The sequence below is a fragment of the Streptomyces sp. NPDC025833 genome (genome assembly GCF_055558055.1).
Map to the genome: position 1 here is coordinate 151,206 of NZ_JBVHNF010000009.1, position 18,246 is coordinate 169,451.

Genomic DNA, 18,246 nt, shown 5'->3' on the forward strand with positions numbered 1-18,246 from the left:
GTCCGGGGCGTGACCTGCCGCCGGCCTCCCCGCCCAAGCCCGTGTACCCGCCCCCGCCCACGCCCCGCCGGATAGCCTCTCCCCCATGAGCAGGCCCGCGACCTTCGTCCCGCCCCCCGGTGCCCGCGCGTACCCCCTGCGGACGGCCCGCGGCGAGTTCGCCGTGGTCGACGCCCCCGTGGCCGCCGGTGTGGAGCCCAGGGGCGTCGCCCTGCTGCTGCCGGGGTTCACCGGGAGCAAGGAGGACTTCAACCCGCTGCACGTACCGCTCGCCCGGCGCGGCTACCGGACCGTCGCCGTGGACGGGCGGGGCCAGTTCGAGTCGGACGGGCCGACGACGGACGAGTCGGCCTACGCGCAGGAGGAACTGGCGCGGGACGTCCTCGCGCAGGCGGAGGCGATCGGCGGCCCGGTGCACCTGCTGGGCCACTCCCTCGGCGGCCAGATCACCCGCGCCGCCGTACTGCTCGACCACGCGCCCTTCCTGTCGCTCACCCTGATGGCCTCCGGCCCGGCCCGGATCTCGGCGCCCCAGCAGGAGCGGGTGAAGCTGCTCCGGGACGCGCTGTCGGTACTGGGCATGGCGGAGGTGTGGGAGACGATCCAGGCGATGGAGCCGCCGGAGGAGACGGACACCGCCGCGCTGGACGGCGGGCTGGACGACCGGGACGACCTGCGACGGCGCTGGCTGGCCACCAAGCCCGCCCAACTCCTGGCCACCGGGCACCAGTTGTGCACCGAGCCGGACAGGGTGGCCGAACTGGCCGCCCTGCCGCTGCCGTTCCACGTGCTGTCGGGCGCGCGGGACGACACCTGGCCGCTGCCGCTGCTCGACGACATGGCGGTCCGGCTGGCGGCGCGGCGCACGGTGATCGCGGGAGCCGAGCACTCGCCCAACACCGACCGCCCCCTGGAGACGGCCCGGGCGCTCGCCGGCTTCTGGGACGGCGTCCCGGCACGGCCGTAGCCCCGGGACCGGCCGGGCGTGCGGGCCGACCGGCGCTAGTACTGCGCCTGGAGGTGCCCCCAGAACCCGTCCCGCAGGGCGCGCCGCAGATCCGCGTGGCCGCGCAGGGAGTACTGGAGCAGTTGCTCGGCCTCCACCAGCAGGTCCTGGTCGACGGAGCCGGGCAGGTAGGGGTGGCCGGGGAGCAGTTCGACGAGGGCGTCGCGGCCCCGGGAGGCGAGCCACCGGGCGGCGATCTGGGCGCCGACGAAGCGCACGTCCTCGCGGGTCGGGCGGGTGGTGCCGCCGGCGTCGGAGGCGGCCGTGCGCCGGGAGACGTAGGGCTTGAAGAACTGCAGGTCGAAGGTGCGCTGGCTGTCGACCTCCCAGAGCAGCGGCTCGGCCTGGTTGCGGCCCTCGGGCGCCTCGATGCCCCACAGGTGGACGCGGGCGCCGTAGCCCTGGGCCGCCTCGACCGCCGAGACCAGGTCCTCGTCGCCGCCGAGGAGGGCCGCGTCGCTGATCGCGCGGTGCCTGGCCAGTGACTCCAGGTCCGTGCGGATCAGGGAGTCGACGCCCTTCTGCTGGTTGTTGGCGTTGAGGTTGCCGAGCCTGACCTTGACGTCGGGCAGTTCGGCGATGGTCTGCTGCTCGGCGGTGTGGATGCGGCGCCGGGCGCCGTCGTACCAGTAGACGCGCAGCAGCCGGCTGTCCGCGAAGATCGTGCGCGCCCGGTCGATCAGCGCGTCGATCAGGCCCTCGGCGTCGAGGTCGAAGGCGCGGCGGTCCTCGGTCCCGGCGACCAGCCGGCCGGCGGCGGCGTACAGGTAGCCCGCGTCTACGAAGATCGCGTGCGTGGAGGGTGTCTTCGCCACCTCGGCGAGCATGCGTTCCAGCAGCTCGTTCGTGCGGTCGATGCGTGCGCCGAGGCCGGCGGGGTCGTCGTTCATCGCCTCCATTGTCCCGGTGGTCACATTCCGAACACAACCGATCCCGGTCAGTTCTCACTCGAACTCTTACCGGTCAGTACTTAGACGTTCGAAAAATTTATTTAGCGTAGGGAATGTTTGTCACCTGCGTCGCGTTGCATACGTATGACGCTGGATACACAGACGTCACTCCAAGTAGTTCTCCGCAGGAGGATGACCAGACGAAGGGAGAAGCCCATGCGCTTCGAAATCATGCGACTCGACGAGGTCGACGGAACCCCCGTGGACAGCACCGTCGTGGACGCCGCCTCCGTCAACCGGATCGTTCAGCAGGCCGCCGCCGTCGGGCAGCGCCTCTGGATCCGCCCGGCCGACACCCCGGCCTCGTAACCCGCACACGGGCACGCGCCACTCAAGCTTTCCGGGGGAGCCGAGACATCGAGGCTCAGCTCCCCCGGATCACCTGAGTGATCCCGTTGATGATCTGCTGCACCGCGATGGCGGAGAGCATCATGCCCGCGAGCCGCGTCACCAGGACGACACCGCCGTCCCTGATGACCCGGATGATCAGCAGCGAGTAGCGCATCACCAGCCACAGCACGACGTGGATCGCGAGGATCGCGGACCACACCGAGATCTGCGTGGAGACGCTGCCGGCCTTCTGCACGGCGAGGATCACGGACACGATCGCGCCGGGCCCGGCGAGCAGCGGCATGCCCAGCGGCACGAGCGCCACGTTGACGTCCTTGGTCTGCTTCGGCTCGTCGGTCTTGCCGGTGAGCAGGTCCAGCGCGATGAGCAGGAGCAGCAGACCGCCCGCGATCATCAGCGCCGGGACGGAGACGTGCAGGTAGTTCAGGATCTGGTGGCCCAGGACGCCGAAGACGGCGATGACCCCGCCCGCCACGCAGACCGCCTGGAGGGCCATCCGCTTCTGGACCTTGGCCGGCCGGCCGGCGGTCAGGGCGAGGAAGATCGGGGTGATCCCCGGGGGATCCATGATGACAAAAAGGGTCAGGAACAGGGAGCCGAAGACGGCGATGTCGAACATGGGGGTGTTACAGGCCTTGCCGGGAGAAGAGGGGTGAAGGGCGAGAGGGCGGCGCGAGCCGGCCCGGGGGCGGCCCCGGAGGGCCTCAGACTCCGCCGGCGCCGGGCACCGGGAACGCCCCGGTGGCCCGCCGGGTGATCTCCCCGTACACCTCGGGATCGGTCGTGTACGCGCCCAGCGCCACGGTCTTGCGGCTGCCGTGGTAGTCGGAGGAGCCGGTGACGAGCAGTCCCAGCTCCTTGGCCAGGCCGCGCAGCCGGGTCCGGGCGTCGGGGTCGTGGTCCATGTGGTCGACCTCGATGCCGTCCAGACCGGCCTCGGCCAGCTCGGCGATCCGGGACTCCGGCACGGTGCGGCCCCGCTTGGCGGCCGCGGGGTGCGCGAACACGCAGACCCCGCCGGCACCCTTGACGAGCCGGATCACCTCGAAGGGGTCGGTCTCGTGCTTCTTCACGAAGGCGCGCCCGCCGTCCGCCAGCCACCGCTCGGTGAAGGCGTCACCCACGGTCGGTACGACACCCAGCTCCACCAGCGCGGACGCGACGTGCGGCCGCCCGACGGAGCCGCCGGCGGCGATCCGATCGACCTGCTCCCAGGTGACCGGCACGCCCAGCGCCTCCAGCTTGGCGACCATGGCCCTGGCCCGCGGCACCCGGTCGTCCCGGACCAGCTCGCGCTCCGCGAGCAGAGCGGGCTCCTCGGGGTCGAAGAGGTAGGCCAGCATGTGCATCGAGACGCCGTCGATCCGGCAGGACAGCTCGGCGCCGGGGACGAGGGTCAGCCCCTCGGGCAGCGCGGCGATCGCCTCGGCGTACCCCCGGGTGGTGTCGTGGTCGGTCAGCGCGACGACGTCGAGACCGGCCGCGGCGGCATGGCGCACCAGTTCGGCCGGGGTGTCCGTCCCGTCGGAGGCCGTGGAGTGGCAGTGCAGATCGATGCGCACGGCGACTCCTGGGCGACGGCGGAAGGAAAGGGGACACCTAAGGATAGCGGGGTTTTCCACCCCCACTGTCACAGCCGAAACCAGTCGGCGCCCTTTACTTCAACGCCCCGCGAGGGGTGGCGGCCCGCGCGACCGGGCCGGACGCCCGCGGGCCGTCCTGCCCGTCGTGACCGCCGGGGACACCCGGCCGCCGTCGCCGCCGGTCCGGCACGCCCCGGCCGCTACGGCCGCAGCAGCCGCGGCGACAGCGCCCCGCAGGGCACCAGGTCTATCTCCGCTCCCGCGTCGCGCAGGTCGGTCAGCACCATCTCGTCGTACATGAGCAGGCCGGACTGCTCGGGCCACATCACCGCCCACACCCACATGCCGAGCGCCTCGCCGGCGAAGACGGCCCGGTCGTCGGGGGTGCGGTAGACGTGCCAGAGCGGGGTCGGACGGCCGGCGGCCAGCACCTTGGTCTGCGGGGGCTTCTCCACGTTCATGAACGCCCCCGGGTCCGGCCCGTCGATGCCGGCGTACCGCGCGCCGAGGCCGACGCCCAGCTCCTCGGCGATCAGGATCATCTCGCCGGGCCCGCCGAGCGGTCCGGGTCCGGAGCAGGCCACGGCCGTCGCCCGGCCGCCGCTGCGGTCGTCACCGGCGTACGCCACCCCCGTGAACAGCCATCCGACCGGCAGCGGCCAGGGCATCCACACGGGCACCTGCGTGCGCCGCACGACGACGTTGAGCGCCTCGACGCTGGGCGGGATCACGGGCTGCAGCGGATACACCGTGCCGTGCACATCGCACTGCCACGCATCGGCGAAGAGTCCGGGAGCCCTGACCCGGCCACCGCACTTCGGGCAACTGGGTTCGCCCCTCATAGGGCTCCACGGTCCTACCCCCGCACGCCCGCGTCAAGGACGATCACCCGTCCGGACGGAAGACCCGGCGGCCCGCCCGACCAGCACAGATAGATGCATCTTGCATTAATTAGCCGAGCTAACTTACTATGTGCATAAGCCAACTACTTGTGTGAGGACGGGAGAAGCACATGGACCCCTTCGACGCGGGAGCCGGCGGCATCCTGCGACAGCCCAAGGCGGTCTGGGCCACGGCCGGCGCCTCCGTCGTCGCCTTCATGGGCATCGGGCTCGTCGACCCGATCCTGCCGTCGATCGCGCAGGGCCTGCACGCCACCACCAGCCAGGTGTCCCTGCTCTTCACCTCGTACTTCCTGATCACCGCCATCGCCATGCTGCTGACCGGCTTCGTCTCCAGCCGCATCGGCGGCCGCCGGACACTGCTGGTCGGCCTGGCGTTCGTGGTCGTCTTCGCGGGCCTGGCCGGCACGTCCGGCTCGGTCGGCCAGCTCGTCGGCTTCCGGGCCGGCTGGGGCCTCGGCAACGCGCTCTTCGTCTCCACCGCCCTCGCGGTCATCGTCGGCGCCGCGGCCGGCGGCAGCGCGGCGGCGATCCTGCTCTACGAGTCCGCGCTCGGCCTCGGCATGGCCTGCGGCCCGCTGCTCGGCGCCGTCCTCGGCAACGTGAGCTGGCGCTACCCCTTCTTCGGCACGGCCACCCTGATGGCGATCGGGTTCCTGTGCATCACGGCGTTCCTGAAGGAGCAGCCGAAGCCCGCCCGGAAGACCTCGATCCTCGACCCCCTGAAGGCGCTGGGCCACGGCGGCCTGGCCTCCGCGGCGGTCTCGGCGTTCTTCTACAACTACACGTTCTTCACCATCCTGGCGTTCACGCCGTTCGTGCTGGACATGACGCCGTACCGCTCGGGCGCGGTGTTCTTCGCCTGGGGCGTGCTGCTCGCCGTCTTCTCGGTCGTCGTGGCCCCGCGCATGCAGGCGCGGTTCGGCTCGCTGAAGGTCCTCGGGGGCTCGCTGCTGCTGCTCGCGGCGGACGTGCTCGTGCTCGGCTACGGCGACCACACCACGGCCGTCGTCTGCACGATCCTGTCCGGCGCCTTCATCGGCGTGAACAACACCGTCTACACCGAACTCGCCCTCGGCGTGTCGGACGCCCCGCGGCCGGTGGCGAGCGCGGGGTACAACTTCGTCCGCTGGTTCGCCGCCGCCGCGGCGCCCTACTTCGCGCCGAAGATCGAGGAGTGGACCGACATCCACGTCCCGTTCGTGGTGGCCGCCGTCACCGCGCTGCTGGGCGCGCTCGTGGTCGTCGTACGGCGCCGCGCCCTCACGCACGAGGCGGCGGAGCTCCAGCCGTGGCACGCGACCGAGGACGGGGTCGGCGCCTTCGCCAACTGACCGGTTCCGGCCTTGCGTTGGCGTGAGTTCGGTCACTCGGCCGCGGCCGGCGTCAGTCCAGCGGGGCGGACCTGCGGGAGGGATCCCGCAGGTCCGTCCCGTTCGCGAGCCAGCGCTCCTGGAGGGCCTGGGCGCCGTGCACCCGCTTCCAGGCGGCCTCGTTCGGGGTCATCGGCAGCAGCGGCAGGAACCGTACGGGGTCCATCGGGGCGTCCAGCTCCAGGTCCGCCACGAGCCCGCCCGGCTCGCCCACCAGCACGGAGGTGAAGGGCGCGCCGGGCCACAGCGGCTCACCGACGTCCAGGGAGGCGCCCGGGGCCACCACCACTCCCTCCACCTGCGGGGTCGCGGCCAGCACGGCCAGCGGGCGGAGCACCTTGTCGGTCTCCGCCAGGCCCGCGCGGACGGACAGGACCAGTTCGGCGCGGGGACCGCCGACCGGATCGGCCACCAGCGCGGTCGGGTCCGACATGGGGTGCGCGGACATGCCGAGGGTGGCGTACCGCAGCACGTCCCCCTCCTGGAAACGGAGCACCTCGATGCGGTCCGTGCCGAGGAAGGTGACCGCGGCCCGGGCGTCCGGTTCGCCGAACGCGGTGCTCAACCGGGCCTCGACCAGAGGAAGAACATCTGCCATGCCGCGAGCATAGAACTCGTCAGTAGCGGGCAAAGCGGCGCCTTGACAGTACGGGCGGCTGATACTCTGAGTCCGTGGTTCGGGGCAGCACGCCGAAGCGTCGCTATCGGGTCCCGGCGCCGACGAGACTCCCTTACGAGGGACCGGCCGGAGGAGGTGGGGCTGTCATGGATCGAAGTCGACCTGGTAGTACCACTCGCTCTTCCGGCTGCTGATGTAGGTACCGGCCGGCTGCCGCCTTCCTTTGCGCATCGGCGCATCGTCGTTCGGAAGAGCACTTCGTCTCGCTTTGCCTGATCTGCCTGATCTCCGTCAGTTCTGCATCAGTAGCGAAGTCGCCACCGCGACGGTGCGGTGCTCCCCGCTTTGTGGACGTGCCAAACATCCTTTCCTGCCCCACGGGCGGGAGTCCCTTGCCGGACGTCCCCATTCCGGGTAGTTCCACCCGTCGCCGCGCGCACTCGCTGCCCGCCCGCGAAGGAGCCTGCCCATGTCGATGATTCGCGACCTGCGCGCCGTGGTCCGCCCGTCGTCCCGCGTCTCGCTGCGCAAGGACACCGGCGCGTCCTACGACACCACGCGCGCCCCCGGGACGCCCTCGGCCGTCGTCGACTGCGCGGTCTACCGCGACGGCGCCCGCGTCCCCAGCACGCAGCCGCTGACCCCGCAGGAGGCGATGCGGCTGGTGCGCCGCGACGGCGGGTTCGTCTGGATCGGCCTGCACGAGCCGACCGGGGCCGAATTCTCCGGGATCGCCGGAGAGTTCGGGCTGCACCCGCTGGCCGTCGAGGACGCGGTGCAGGCCCACCAGCGGCCCAAGCTGGAGCGGTACGACGACTCGCTGTTCACCGTCTTCAAGACCATCCACTACGTGGAGCACGACCGGCTCACCGCCAACAGCGAGGTCGTCGAGACCGGCGAGGTGATGTGCTTCACCGGCCGGGACTTCTTCATCACCGTCCGGCACGGCGGCCAGGGCTCGCTGCGCGCCCTGCGGCACCGCCTCCAGGACGACCCGGAGCTGCTCGCCAAGGGCCCCTCGGCGGTGCTGCACGCCATCGCCGACCACGTGGTGGACGGCTACATCGCCGTCGCCGACGCGGTGCAGGACGACATCGACGAGGTGGAGACCGAGGTCTTCTCGCCCGGCCGCAACGGCGGGGTCTCGCGCGGTGTGGACTCGGCGCGCATCTACCAGCTCAAGCGCGAGGTGCTGGAGTTCAAGCGCGCGGTGGCGCCGCTGCTGCGGCCCATGCAGCTGCTGAGCGAGCGGCCGATGCGGCTGGTCGACCCGGACATCCAGAAGTACTTCCGGGACGTCGCCGACCACCTGGCCCGGGTGCAGGAGCAGGTGCTGAGCTTCGACGAACTGCTCAACTCCATCCTCCAGGCCAACCTCGCGCAGGCGTCCGTCGCGCAGAACGAGGACATGCGCAAGATCACCTCCTGGGCCGCGATCGTCGCCGTGCCGACGATGGTGTGCGGGGTGTACGGCATGAACTTCGACTACATGCCGGAGACGCACTGGCGGTTCGGCTACCCGGTGATCATGGCCATCACCGGCGTCATCTGCCTGGGCATCCACCGCACGCTCAAGCGCAACGGCTGGCTGTGAACGGGCGCGGACGGCCTGGATAGGCTGGGCGCATGACAAGCGAGCTGCTCGACCGGGCCCTCATCGAGGAGGCCTCCAAGAAGTCCGGCCTCATCTGGGTCCGGGGCGCCGCGGCCCCGGCCGCGCGTGCGCTGTGGCACGTGTGGCACGACGGCGCGGTCTGCGTGGTCGGCGACGGGCCGGGTGAGCAGCCGCTGACGGGACTGGCCGACGGCGGCACCGCCGAGGTGAGCGTGCGCAGCAAGGACAAGGGCGGCCGGCTGGTGACCTACCCGGTCACCGTGGCCGAGGTGGCCGCCGGCACCGAGGAGTGGCGGACCGTCGTCGCCGAGCTGAAGGGCAAGCGGCTGAACGCCCCCGACGGCGAGGAGATGCCGGCCCGCTGGGCCCGCGAGTGCCGGGTGCTCCGCCTGGTGCCGGCCGGACCGGTGCTCCCCGTGCCGCCCGGCGCGCTGGCCGAGCGCCCCGTGCCCACACCGGCGACGACCCGCCACCCGGTGCCGGCGCACCTCGGGAAGCTGCTGCTCGGGCGCCGCAAGAGAAAGTGAGCGCGGGCGGCTGAGCGGCGGCGCGGCGGCGCGGCGGGCCGGGCTACGACGCCGGGAGCTGCCTGCCGTAGTCCACGGTCTCGGACCGGTCCGGGCGCTCGACGGTGAAGTCCTTGCCCCAGTCCGAGAAGCGGAGCGTTCCCGCGCCGCCGGCGCGGACCATGCGGAGGGGGTACGGCCGGCCCTGGAGGGAGACGTCCAGGGTGCCGCCGGAACCCTCGTCGCCGGTGATCCGGATCGTGGGGGTACCCGACTGGTCGGTGCGGCGGCCGTCCGTCGCCAGCGTGCCGTGCAACGTCAGCAGACCGTCGAGGAGGACGTCCTTGTCCGTGAAGCCGCTGAACTTCTTGTACGCGGGGTCGCCCTGCGGGACCTTCACGTACTTGCCGTCCAGCTTGCCCGTGGCGCCGTCGTCGCCGTCGCCGTGGTTCCAGAAGTCCGCGCCGGCCTTGAGGAACAGCTCCTCGCCCACCCGCAGCAACTTGAAGGCCGTCCCCTGGGAGGTCACCGACCCGGTGCCGCCGTCGGCCTTGAGCCGCATGTCCAGCCGGTACGTACGGCCGCTCGTGACCACGGTGCCGGACAGCCGTACGGCGGAGGCCGCGTCCGCCGCGGCCCGGGTCCGAGCCTCGATCCCGCCGGCGGACAGTCTGCCCACGCCGTTCGTCCCCGCGTCCGGATCGTCGCCGCCACACCCCGACAGCACCACCGCCCCCGTGGCGGCCAGTGCGCAGGTCGCGGCGAGCAGCGCGGTCCGGCGGGTACGGCCCTGGGGAGTCGCAGTCACGGATGGAGCTGCCTTTCTGACGGTTCCGGAGCGGCGTACCGCAGCGTACCGGTGCTCCGGCCGCCCGGCCGATCCGGTCCGTCCGGACCGCCCACCAGGGCGTATCCGACCGGTACGGGCTAGCCTGAAGCGCACCCGAGCGGGCAGATCCGAGCAGATCCCACCCACAGCAGTCCCCCTTTCATCGCAGGCAAAGGAAGCAGAGCCATGGCAGCCGGCGCCCCCCGGATCTTCGTCTCGCACCTCGCCGGGGTCCCCGTCTTCGATCCGGCCGGCGACCAGGTCGGGCGCGTGCGCGATCTGGTCGTCATGCTGCGCGTCGGGCGGCGGCCCCCGCGCGTCCTCGGACTGGTCGTCGAACTGTCCACCCGGCGCCGCATCTTCCTGCCGATGACCCGGGTCACCGGGATCGAGTCGGGCCAGGTCATCACCACCGGCGTGCTGAACGTGCGCCGCTTCGAGCAGCGGCCCACCGAGCGGCTGGTCTTCGGCGAGCTGCTGGACCGGCGCGTGACGCTGGTGGAGACCGGCGAGCAGGTCACCGTGCTCGACGTGTCCGTGCAGCAGCTCCCCGCCCGCCGGGACTGGGAGGTCGACCGGGTCTTCCTCCGCAAGGGCAGGAAGGGCAGCGCCTTCCGGCGGGCCCGGGGCGAGACGCTGACCGCCGAGTGGTCGGCCGTCACCGGCTTCTCCCTGGAGGAGCACGGGCAGGGCGCGGAGAGCCTGCTCGCCACCTTCGAGCAGTTGCGCCCCGCCGACCTCGCCAACGTCCTGCACCACCTGTCCTCCAAGCGGCGGGCCGAGGTCGCCGCGGCGCTGGACGACGACCGGCTCGCCGACGTGCTGGAGGAGCTGCCCGAGGACGACCAGATCGAGATCCTGGGCAAGCTGGAGGAGGAGCGCGCGGCGCACGTGCTGGAGGCGATGGACCCGGACGACGCGGCCGACCTGCTCGCCGAGCTGCCCGAGGAGGACAAGGAGCGGCTGCTGAGCCTGATGCAGCCCTCCGACGCGGCCGACATGCGCCGGCTGATGTCGTACGAGGAGCACACGGCCGGCGGTCTGATGACGACCGAGCCCATCGTGCTGCGCCCCGACGCCACCGTCGCCGACGCGCTCGCCCGGGTCCGCAACCAGGACCTGTCCCCGGCCCTCGCCGCGCAGGTCTACGTCTGCCGCCCGCCCGACGAGACCCCGACCGGCAAGTACCTGGGCACCGTGCACTTCCAGCGGCTGCTGCGCGATCCCCCGTACACCCTGGTCGGCTCGGTCCTGGACGACGACCTGCAACCCCTGGAGCCGGACGCCGCCCTGCCGGTCGTCGCCGGGTTCTTCGCCACCTACGACATGGTGGCGGCGCCCGTGGTGGACGAGTCCGGGTCGCTGCTGGGCGCCGTGACCGTCGACGACGTACTGGACCACATGCTGCCCGACGACTGGCGGGAGACGGAGTTCCACCTGGACGAGGGGGAGGAGGCGGCCACCCATGGCTCCTGAGCGCGACACCGCGAGCCGCGAGCGCAACCCGGCGGGCGCCACGGCCACCGCCCGGCCCCGCACGCCCCGGCTGGACCAGCCGCGCCCGCCCCGCCGGCGGTTCCTGCCCGAGTGGGACCCGGAGGCGTTCGGCCGGCTGTCGGAGAAGATCGCCCGGTTCCTGGGCACCGGCCGCTTCATCGTGTGGATGACGGTCGTCATCATCGTGTGGGTGGTGTGGAACATCGCCGCGCCCGCGGGGCTGCGCTTCGACCAGTACCCGTTCATCTTCCTGACCCTGATGCTGTCCCTCCAGGCGTCGTACGCGGCCCCGCTGATCCTGCTCGCGCAGAACCGGCAGGACGACCGCGACCGGGTCAACCTGGAGCAGGACCGCAAGCAGAACGAGCGGTCCATCGCCGACACGGAGTACCTCACCCGGGAGGTCGCCGCGCTGCGCATGGGGCTGGGCGAGGTGGCCACCCGTGACTGGATCCGCTCGGAGCTGCAGGACGTGGTGAAGGAGCTGGAGGAGCGCCACCGGCACGACGGGCACGCGGGTCAGGTCGTATTCCCGGCGGAACGGGCGGAACACCCGCGGGGACGTGACACAGACGACCGCTGAGGGGCATCCCGAAGGCCCCTCGGAGCGCCGTACCATCGTCCTTATGGCTACGGAAGACGCGGTGCGCGAGGCACTGGCGACGGTGAACGACCCCGAGATCAACCGCCCGATCACCGAACTCGGGATGGTCAAATCGGTGGAGATCGGCGCGGACGGACGGGTCGCGGTCACCGTGTACCTGACGGTGTCCGGCTGCCCGATGCGCGACACCATCACGCAGCGCGTCACCGAGGCGGTCTCCCGGGTCGGGGGCGTCACCGGCGTCGACGTGACGCTGGACGTGATGAGCGACGAGCAGCGCAAGGAGCTGGCGTCGGCGCTGCGCGGCGGCCAGGCCGAGCGCGAGGTCCCCTTCGCCAAGCCGGGCAGCCTCACCCGGGTCTACGCGGTCGCCTCCGGCAAGGGCGGTGTCGGCAAGTCCTCGGTGACGGTGAACCTGGCGGCGGCCATGGCCGCCGACGGCCTGAAGGTCGGTGTCGTGGACGCCGACATCTACGGCCACAGCGTGCCGCGCATGCTCGGCGCCGACGGCCGGCCCACGCAGGTCGAGAACATGATCATGCCGCCGTCCGCGAACGGCGTGAAGGTCATCTCGATCGGCATGTTCACCCCGGGCAACGCCCCGGTCGTCTGGCGCGGCCCGATGCTCCACCGCGCGCTCCAGCAGTTCCTCGCCGACGTGTACTGGGGCGACCTGGACGTGCTGCTGCTGGACCTGCCGCCCGGTACCGGCGACATCGCGATCTCCGTGGCCCAGCTGGTCCCGAACGCCGAGATCCTGGTCGTGACGACGCCCCAGCAGGCGGCGGCCGAGGTCGCCGAGCGGGCCGGTTCGATCGCCGTGCAGACGCACCAGAAGATCGTCGGCGTGGTCGAGAACATGTCCGGGCTGCCCTGCCCGCACTGCGGCGAGATGGTCGACGTCTTCGGTACGGGCGGCGGTCAGACGGTCGCCGACGGCCTGACCCGCACCACCGGGGCGACGGTCCCGGTCCTCGGCAGCATCCCGATCGACGTCCGCCTGCGCGAGGGCGGCGACGACGGCAAGCCGGTGGTCCTGACCGACCCCGGCTCCCCGGCGGGTTCGGCCCTGCGCGCCATCGCCGGCAAGCTGGGCGGCCGTCAGCGGGGCCTGTCGGGCCTCTCGCTGGGGATCACGCCGAAGAACAAGTTCTGAGCCGTCCGTCCTCCGCTCCCCGTGCGGGGACCGGAGGACCGAGGGGGCGCCGTCCTGCCGTGACGGCGCCCCTTCGTCATAGGGGCCCGGCCGGGCCGGTTCGGTCCGGGATGCGGTCCGGCCGGGACCGGTGCGTCAGGCGTACGCGGCGATGTCCTTGACGACGGCGAAGCCGAGCCCGTACGCGCTCATCCCCCGCCCGTACGCCCCCAGGTGCACCCCCGCCTCGGTGGTGCCGGCCAGGACCCAGCCGAACTCCGACTCCCGGTAGTGGAACGAGGCCGCCGCCCCGTCCACCGGCAGGGAGAGCCGGGACCACTCCGGCCCGTCCAGGTCGTCGGCGAGGGCCCACGCCGTCTCCGTCTGCTGGTCCAGCCAGTCGTCCCGCAGGCTGTGGTCCATCTGTCCGGGCCAGGTGAACGACAGCAGTCCCACCCCGGCGAGCCAGGCGGCCGAGGAGACCGACGTCGCCTCCAGCAGCCCCGTGCCGTCGGCGCTGCGCCGGGACGGCTGCGCGCCGACCGTCACGACCACGGCGAACTTCTCCCGCGGCTCACCGGCCGAACCGGTCTCGCCGCGCACCGAGGGCTCGTCCCCGTGCCCGATCGAACCGTGCTCGACGGCGCCGTCGGCCGTCGTGCCGACCTGCATCAGCCAGCGCGGCCCCGTGAACGCCTCGTCGAGCCCGTACCAGGGGAAGGGAGCCCGCAGGTAGCCGTCGACCGCACGCCGGGCGGAGGGGAGTTGCTGCCCGTCCTCCGCGGCCGGCACCTGCGCGCCCACCCGACTCGTCGTCTCCATGCCCGGACGCCTCCTCGCTCTCGTCGGACCGGGGTGGCCCGCCCCCCTTCGGGCGTACGCGTCCGGTCCGCACAACAACTCGGCAGCATATCCACACCGCCGGGAGCCGCAGGGCAGGCGCTGGAACAGTGGGTCGCGCGAACGGCCTGTTCAGGTCAGGTGCGCCGGGTGCGGGCTATGAGCCACGTCACGTGCGCGCCGTGCGCCCCGGTGCGCGTGTCGGCGGGGCGCCGGTGCGGTCACGTGGCGTCGGCGTCGAAGGGCGGGCGGTCGTCGCCGGCCGCCTCGGGCTTCTTCGTCATGTCGACGCGGCCGCCGGAGGACGGAGAGGAGGCCGGGGAGGTGGACGGCGAGGTGGTCTCCTCGCCGCCGTGGCCGTTCACCGCGTCCGTGACCTCGGCCATCTCCTTCTTCAGGTCGAACCCGTTGCGGATCTCCTTCAGCCCCAGGTCGTCGCTGTCCAGCTGCTTGCGGATGAAGGTCTTGGGGTTGAGATCCTCGAACTCGAAGTCCTTGAACTCCGGTCCCAGTTCGCTGCGGATGTCGTGCTTGGCGCTCTCCGAGAACTCGCGGATCTTCCGGATCGTGCGCGTGACGTCCTGGATGACCTTCGGGAGCTTGTCCGGACCGAACACGAGCACGGCGAGCACGACGATCGTCACCAGCTCCAGTGGTCCTATGTCATTGAACACCTGACGCTCCTTGCGATGTCCTCGGTCGCTTAACGGTACCCGCCGTTGCCATCCGACCGGTACCGCCCCGAGGTGAGACTTCCGTCAGTTCCGCTCCGACGCGCCGAGGACGAGTGGGACCTCCCGCTCGGTCCCGCCGTGTTCCACCGTCAGCCGCAGCCGGTCGCCGGGCCGGTGGGCGCGGATCCTCACGATCAGCTCCTCACCCGTGTGGACACGGTCCCCGTCCACCCGGGTGATGACGTCGTCCGGCCGGAGACCCGCGTGCTCGCCGGGGCCGCCCCGGATGACCGCGGGGCCGCCGCCGGCGCTCTTGTCGTCGATCCGGGCGCCGTCGCCCGAGTAGCCCATGTCGAGGGTCACGCCGATCACCGGGTGGGTGGCACGGCCGTCGTTGATCAGCTCCTCGGCGACGCGCCGGGCCTGGTTGACCGGGATGGCGAAGCCGAGGCCGATGGAACCGGACTGGCCGCCGCCCGCCGAGCCCGAGCCGCTGCCGGCGGAGCGGATGGCGGAGTTGATGCCGATGACCCGGGCGCGGGAGTCGAGCAGCGGACCACCGGAGTTGCCCGGGTTTATGGGGGCGTCGGTCTGCAGGGCGTCGACGTACGACACGTCGCTGCCGTCGTTCTCGTCCCCGCCGGCGGTGATGGGCCGCTCCTTGGCGCTGATGATGCCGGAGGTGACCGTGTTGGCGAGGTCGAAGGGGGCGCCGATGGCGACGACGGGGTCGCCCACCCGGACGTCGTCGGAGTCGCCGAGGGGCAGCGGAGTGAGCCCGTGGACGCCGCGCACCCGGACGACGGCGAGGTCGTAGCCGCTGTCCCGGCCGACGACCTCCGCCTTGACGGTGTCGCCGCTGCTGAACGTCACGGATATCTCGCCGTCCGGCCCCGCGGGCCCGACCACGTGGTTGTTGGTGAGGATGTGCCCCCGCGTGTCGAGCACGAAGCCGGTGCCGGTGCCCGCCGCGTCGGCGCCCCTGACGTGCAGGGTGACCACGCTGGGCAGGGCGCGGGCGGCGATCCCGGCCACGCTGTCCGGCGCCCGCCCGGCCGGCACGCCCCCGGCCTGCGGCAGCCGCACGTCGCCGCCGAGGCCCTCGCGTTCGACGTAGGCGCCGGCGACCCCGCCGACGCACGCGGCGACCAGGGCGACGGCGAGGGTCCACGCGAGGGCGAGCCGCTTCTCGCGCCGCCCGCGCCGCCCGGCCGCCGGCGCCGCGTCACCGCTCTGCTGCAACGGCCCCCGGGCGAGCGCCTGCTCCGCCGCGGAACCGGCGGCCCAGGGGTCGTAACGGCCCCAGGGACCGGCGGCCCGCGGGACGCCGTCGCCGGCCCCGGGGGCCGGGGGCGCCTGCGCGGCACCGGCGGGGAGGGGGCCCGCGGGCGCGGGCGGCGGGGCGGCCGGGGCGGTGGCGGGCCCGGGTACGGCCGTTCCGTGCGCCGGGTGGGCCACCGGATGCTGCACGGGCGGCGCGGGCGCCCAGGGACCGGGTTCGCCGTACGGCGGGGTGCCGTACGGATCGGGATCGTGCAACGGCTTGATCCGCCCGCCACCCGCCGAACCGGCGCCCGCCGCACCGGGAGCCGGTGCGGCGGCCTCCTCCACGGACCCCGCCGGGACTGCGGCATGCGGTCCGTGGGACGGCAGGGTGCCCTCCCCGTCCCGGGACGGTACGGCGCTCTCCGTGCCCGGAGCCGGTGCGGTGGTCCGGCCGGGCGGCGGGGCCGGACTGGCCAGTTCGAAATCGCCGTCGGTTCCGGCGGCGCCCGGTGCCGCACGATCGGCGCTCGTCCGCTCCCCGGACCGGTCGGCCGGTGTCGCCCCCGCCGTTCCCCCCGGCTCCTCGGCCGGAGGGACACGGTTCCCCTCGTTCATGCTCTCCCCACGGCTGAGCCGCGACCGCGCGCTGCCGCGGGCACGGACGTCGTCCACCGCCCCGGGGTCGTCGCCGCGGGCACGGCCTCACAGGATTGAACCAGGTTCGCGAGCCGCGGCGCAGTGAGCGCTCAGGGCGACAGGCGCGGCGTCACGGAGGAGGCGGGGAGTACGGGCGAGGCGGTGGCGGGTGCGGGCGGGGCACCGGGGACGGGGGCGGACAGCAGGCCCGAGCCGACGACCCCGGGCAGGGTCGTCCAGTCGGTGGGCGGGAAGGGCGCGATCGCGTCGAGCGGGCGTATCAGGGGGGCGACGGCCGCCGCACCGGCGAACACCGGTGTCCAGCCGCGCACCTCCCCGCTCGGCGGGTGTCCCTCGTTCACCGGCGGCACGCCGGGCAGCAGGGGCGCGGACAGGGTGGTCGGCACCACCCGGGCCGGCCCGGGCAGCGCGCCGCCCTGGGTGAGCAGCGGTCCCACCGGCCGGCGGCGCTGGCCCTCCGGCGTGGCCCCGCCGGTGCCCGCGGTACGGGCCGGAGTGACGTTGCTGCCGTTGCCCGGACCGCCGCGGGCGTCCGTGCGCAGGTCGCCGGGGAAGCCGGTGGTGACACCGCCGAGGGCGACCGCGGCCAGCGACACCGCGCCCGCGGCGGCGAACGCGAACCGCAGCCCGCGCGAGGCGGAGCGGCCGTCGTCCGGACGGCCGACGGGGTGGATGCGGAAACCGGTGTCACCGGGTGCGCCGGCGCCGTCCGGGGCGGGGAGGAGGCCGTGGGCGCGGGCGGAGACGTATCCGAACGGGAGGCCGTCGCCGTGGCTCACCCCGAAGGCCCCGGACGCACCGGAGGCGGGCCCGCCGCGGAGGAAGCCGCCCCCGGGCGACGGCGTGCCGCCGCCGTCCTCGTCGCCTCCCCCGGGGAGGCCCTGGAGGCGGGCCAGGAAGCTCGCCGAGGGCGGCGGCGGGGCCGCCTCCGCGAACACGTTCTTCAGCGCGCGCTGGGCGTCGGCCTCCGCCTTGCAGCGGGCGCAGGTGGCCAGGTGCGCGAGGACCCGCTCACGCGCCTCATGACCGAGCTCCCCGTCCACCAGGGCGGAGAGCCAGTCTCCCAGGTGCTGCTCCGCGAGACGCGCCTCGCCGGCAGGTTTCGGTCGTGATCCACTCACGCGGTCGCGCCCCCTCCTCCCAGAGCCGGGACCCGGGTCAGGAAGGAGCGCCGCTCGGCCGCGCGTGCCTCCGGAGAGCGGTGCGCGAGGGCCTTGCGGAGCTGGGAACGGCCGCGGTGGATGCGGGAGCGCACCGTGCCCAGCTTCACGCCGAGGGTGGCGGCGATCTCCTCGTACGACAGTCCCTCGATGTCGCACAGGACGACGGCGGCGCGGAACTCGGGCGCCAGGGTGTCGAGGGCCTGCTGGACGTCGGCGTCGAAGTGCGCGTCGTTGAAGAGCTGCTGCGGGGTGGGCTCGCGGCTGGGCAGGCGCTCGGCCGCGTCCTCGCCGAGGGCGTCGAAGCGGATGCGCTGCTTGCGCCGGACCGTGTCCAGGAAGAGGTTGGTGGTAATGCGGTGCAGCCAGCCCTCGAAGGTGCCCGGCGAGTATGTCGACAGCGAGCGGAAGACCCGGACGAAGACCTCCTGCGTGAGGTCCTCCGCGTCGTGCTGGTTGCCCGTCAGCCGGTAGGCGAGGCGGTACACCCGGCCGCTGTGCGTGCTGACGATCTCGTCCCACGTGGGCGGAGTCCACGCCTGCCCGTCCGCGTCGGTGGAGAAGGTCGCGGTCTGGGCGTCGCCTGCGGCGGCGCGGCTGTCAGCAGCGGTGTCGGTCACGAATTTCGGCCTGCCCGCCGACCCGAGGAAGCGCCGTAGCACTCCGCCCCGGTCCCCGG

General features: G+C 73.0%; 19 protein-coding genes. 8 read left to right on the forward strand and 11 right to left on the reverse strand.

The features are described 5' to 3' along the window. The first annotated feature begins 85 nt into the window (after positions 1 to 85). Entirely contained in the window at positions 86 to 967 is an 882-nt protein-coding gene (locus tag ACZ4K2_RS17730) for an alpha/beta fold hydrolase (RefSeq protein ID WP_467473734.1), read from the forward strand. Positions 968 to 1,002: 35 nt separating this feature from the next. On the opposite strand, the gene ACZ4K2_RS17735 is transcribed toward ACZ4K2_RS17730, so the two are convergent. Continuing rightward, positions 1,003 to 1,905, reverse strand: a complete 903-nt coding sequence (locus tag ACZ4K2_RS17735) for an NYN domain-containing protein (RefSeq protein WP_467474059.1) — start codon at positions 1,903 to 1,905, stop codon at positions 1,003 to 1,005. Positions 1,906 to 2,112: 207 nt separating this feature from the next. Here ACZ4K2_RS17735 and ACZ4K2_RS17740 point away from each other — a divergent pair, with 207 nt between their 5' ends. Next, entirely contained in the window at positions 2,113 to 2,265 is a 153-nt protein-coding gene (locus ACZ4K2_RS17740) for a hypothetical protein (protein ID WP_189705266.1), read from the forward strand. Positions 2,266 to 2,320: 55 nt separating this feature from the next. On the opposite strand, the gene ACZ4K2_RS17745 is transcribed toward ACZ4K2_RS17740, so the two are convergent. The 3 genes from ACZ4K2_RS17745 to ACZ4K2_RS17755 all read right to left on the reverse strand — a co-directional run bounded on the left by ACZ4K2_RS17745 (position 2,321) and on the right by ACZ4K2_RS17755 (position 4,732). Beyond that, positions 2,321 to 2,926 carry a MarC family protein gene (locus ACZ4K2_RS17745; RefSeq protein ID WP_467473736.1) on the reverse strand — a complete coding sequence of 202 codons (606 nt, stop codon included), beginning with the start codon at positions 2,924 to 2,926 and terminating at the stop codon, positions 2,321 to 2,323. An 85-nt stretch (positions 2,927 to 3,011) separates the two neighbouring features. Further along, complete coding sequence (locus ACZ4K2_RS17750) at positions 3,012 to 3,869, reverse strand: PHP domain-containing protein (RefSeq protein WP_467473738.1); 858 nt, start codon at positions 3,867 to 3,869, stop codon at positions 3,012 to 3,014. Between the two features lie 221 nt (positions 3,870 to 4,090). Further along, positions 4,091 to 4,732, reverse strand: a complete 642-nt coding sequence (locus ACZ4K2_RS17755; protein WP_467473739.1) for a DUF6758 family protein — start codon at positions 4,730 to 4,732, stop codon at positions 4,091 to 4,093. Between the two features lie 170 nt (positions 4,733 to 4,902). On the opposite strand from ACZ4K2_RS17755, the gene ACZ4K2_RS17760 reads away from it, so the two are divergent. Further along, positions 4,903 to 6,126, forward strand: coding sequence for an MFS transporter (locus tag ACZ4K2_RS17760; RefSeq protein WP_467473741.1), 1,224 nt, complete (start codon positions 4,903 to 4,905; stop codon positions 6,124 to 6,126). A gap of 52 nt (positions 6,127 to 6,178) precedes the next feature. Here ACZ4K2_RS17760 and ACZ4K2_RS17765 read toward each other — a convergent pair whose 3' ends face one another. Next, positions 6,179 to 6,763, reverse strand: coding sequence for a suppressor of fused domain protein (locus ACZ4K2_RS17765; RefSeq protein WP_467473743.1), 585 nt, complete (start codon positions 6,761 to 6,763; stop codon positions 6,179 to 6,181). A gap of 490 nt (positions 6,764 to 7,253) precedes the next feature. On the opposite strand from ACZ4K2_RS17765, the gene ACZ4K2_RS17770 reads away from it, so the two are divergent. Both ACZ4K2_RS17770 and ACZ4K2_RS17775 read left to right on the forward strand, forming a co-directional pair. After that, entirely contained in the window at positions 7,254 to 8,378 is a 1,125-nt protein-coding gene (locus ACZ4K2_RS17770; protein ID WP_467473745.1) for a magnesium and cobalt transport protein CorA, read from the forward strand. Between the two features lie 32 nt (positions 8,379 to 8,410). Continuing rightward, entirely contained in the window at positions 8,411 to 8,926 is a 516-nt protein-coding gene (locus tag ACZ4K2_RS17775; protein WP_467473747.1) for a hypothetical protein, read from the forward strand. Between the two features lie 43 nt (positions 8,927 to 8,969). Here the strand turns inward: ACZ4K2_RS17775 and ACZ4K2_RS17780 are convergent, their stop codons facing one another. Beyond that, a complete protein-coding gene (locus ACZ4K2_RS17780; RefSeq protein ID WP_467473749.1) occupies positions 8,970 to 9,713 on the reverse strand; it encodes a hypothetical protein in 744 nt (247 codons plus the stop codon). Positions 9,714 to 9,920: 207 nt separating this feature from the next. On the opposite strand from ACZ4K2_RS17780, the gene ACZ4K2_RS17785 reads away from it, so the two are divergent. From ACZ4K2_RS17785 to ACZ4K2_RS17795, 3 genes are read left to right on the forward strand one after another with little or no spacing between them, the layout of a single operon-like run. Continuing rightward, positions 9,921 to 11,210, forward strand: a complete 1,290-nt coding sequence (locus ACZ4K2_RS17785) for a magnesium transporter MgtE N-terminal domain-containing protein (protein ID WP_467473751.1) — start codon at positions 9,921 to 9,923, stop codon at positions 11,208 to 11,210. Continuing rightward, positions 11,200 to 11,814: a DUF1003 domain-containing protein gene (locus tag ACZ4K2_RS17790; RefSeq protein ID WP_467473752.1), complete on the forward strand. Its 615-nt coding sequence runs from the start codon at positions 11,200 to 11,202 to the stop codon at positions 11,812 to 11,814. The genes ACZ4K2_RS17785 and ACZ4K2_RS17790 overlap by 11 nt, the downstream gene beginning before the upstream one ends. Before the next feature lie 43 nt (positions 11,815 to 11,857). Continuing rightward, positions 11,858 to 12,991, forward strand: coding sequence for an Mrp/NBP35 family ATP-binding protein (locus ACZ4K2_RS17795; RefSeq protein WP_467473754.1), 1,134 nt, complete (start codon positions 11,858 to 11,860; stop codon positions 12,989 to 12,991). A gap of 135 nt (positions 12,992 to 13,126) precedes the next feature. Here ACZ4K2_RS17795 and ACZ4K2_RS17800 read toward each other — a convergent pair whose 3' ends face one another. The 5 genes from ACZ4K2_RS17800 to sigE form a co-directional block, all read right to left on the reverse strand. Further along, on the reverse strand, positions 13,127 to 13,792 hold the full coding sequence (locus tag ACZ4K2_RS17800) for a hypothetical protein (RefSeq protein WP_467473755.1): 666 nt from the start codon (positions 13,790 to 13,792) through the stop codon (positions 13,127 to 13,129). Between the two features lie 239 nt (positions 13,793 to 14,031). Then, complete coding sequence (locus ACZ4K2_RS17805; protein WP_467473757.1) at positions 14,032 to 14,484, reverse strand: sec-independent translocase; 453 nt, start codon at positions 14,482 to 14,484, stop codon at positions 14,032 to 14,034. An 84-nt stretch (positions 14,485 to 14,568) separates the two neighbouring features. Next, a complete protein-coding gene (locus ACZ4K2_RS17810; protein ID WP_467473758.1) occupies positions 14,569 to 16,365 on the reverse strand; it encodes a S1C family serine protease in 1,797 nt (598 codons plus the stop codon). Between the two features lie 131 nt (positions 16,366 to 16,496). Then, the gene (locus ACZ4K2_RS17815) at positions 16,497 to 17,528 is read right to left on the reverse strand and encodes an anti-sigma factor family protein (protein WP_467473760.1); all 1,032 of its coding nucleotides are present in this window, start codon (positions 17,526 to 17,528) and stop codon (positions 16,497 to 16,499) included. Next, positions 17,525 to 18,229, reverse strand: coding sequence for an RNA polymerase sigma factor SigE (gene sigE / locus ACZ4K2_RS17820; protein ID WP_467473762.1), 705 nt, complete (start codon positions 18,227 to 18,229; stop codon positions 17,525 to 17,527). The genes ACZ4K2_RS17815 and sigE overlap by 4 nt, the downstream gene beginning before the upstream one ends. Between the last annotated feature and the right edge of the window lie 17 nt (positions 18,230 to 18,246).

What these genes read in the sequence shown, in the direction of transcription:
- ACZ4K2_RS17785 (WP_467473751.1), top strand. Translation starts at nt 9,921, where the DNA reads ATGGCAGCCGGCGCCCCCCGGATCTTCGTCTCGCACCTCGCCGGGGTC.
- ACZ4K2_RS17810 (WP_467473758.1), bottom strand. Translation starts at nt 16,365, where the DNA reads ATGAACGAGGGGAACCGTGTCCCTCCGGCCGAGGAGCCGGGGGGAACG.
- ACZ4K2_RS17795 (WP_467473754.1), top strand. Translation starts at nt 11,858, where the DNA reads ATGGCTACGGAAGACGCGGTGCGCGAGGCACTGGCGACGGTGAACGAC.
- ACZ4K2_RS17740 (WP_189705266.1), top strand. Translation starts at nt 2,113, where the DNA reads ATGCGCTTCGAAATCATGCGACTCGACGAGGTCGACGGAACCCCCGTG.
- ACZ4K2_RS17770 (WP_467473745.1), top strand. Translation starts at nt 7,254, where the DNA reads ATGTCGATGATTCGCGACCTGCGCGCCGTGGTCCGCCCGTCGTCCCGC.
- ACZ4K2_RS17735 (WP_467474059.1), bottom strand. Translation starts at nt 1,905, where the DNA reads ATGGAGGCGATGAACGACGACCCCGCCGGCCTCGGCGCACGCATCGAC.
- ACZ4K2_RS17730 (WP_467473734.1), top strand. Translation starts at nt 86, where the DNA reads ATGAGCAGGCCCGCGACCTTCGTCCCGCCCCCCGGTGCCCGCGCGTAC.
- ACZ4K2_RS17760 (WP_467473741.1), top strand. Translation starts at nt 4,903, where the DNA reads ATGGACCCCTTCGACGCGGGAGCCGGCGGCATCCTGCGACAGCCCAAG.
- ACZ4K2_RS17775 (WP_467473747.1), top strand. Translation starts at nt 8,411, where the DNA reads ATGACAAGCGAGCTGCTCGACCGGGCCCTCATCGAGGAGGCCTCCAAG.
- ACZ4K2_RS17790 (WP_467473752.1), top strand. Translation starts at nt 11,200, where the DNA reads ATGGCTCCTGAGCGCGACACCGCGAGCCGCGAGCGCAACCCGGCGGGC.
- ACZ4K2_RS17755 (WP_467473739.1), bottom strand. Translation starts at nt 4,732, where the DNA reads ATGAGGGGCGAACCCAGTTGCCCGAAGTGCGGTGGCCGGGTCAGGGCT.
- ACZ4K2_RS17800 (WP_467473755.1), bottom strand. Translation starts at nt 13,792, where the DNA reads ATGGAGACGACGAGTCGGGTGGGCGCGCAGGTGCCGGCCGCGGAGGAC.
- ACZ4K2_RS17765 (WP_467473743.1), bottom strand. Translation starts at nt 6,763, where the DNA reads ATGGCAGATGTTCTTCCTCTGGTCGAGGCCCGGTTGAGCACCGCGTTC.
- ACZ4K2_RS17745 (WP_467473736.1), bottom strand. Translation starts at nt 2,926, where the DNA reads ATGTTCGACATCGCCGTCTTCGGCTCCCTGTTCCTGACCCTTTTTGTC.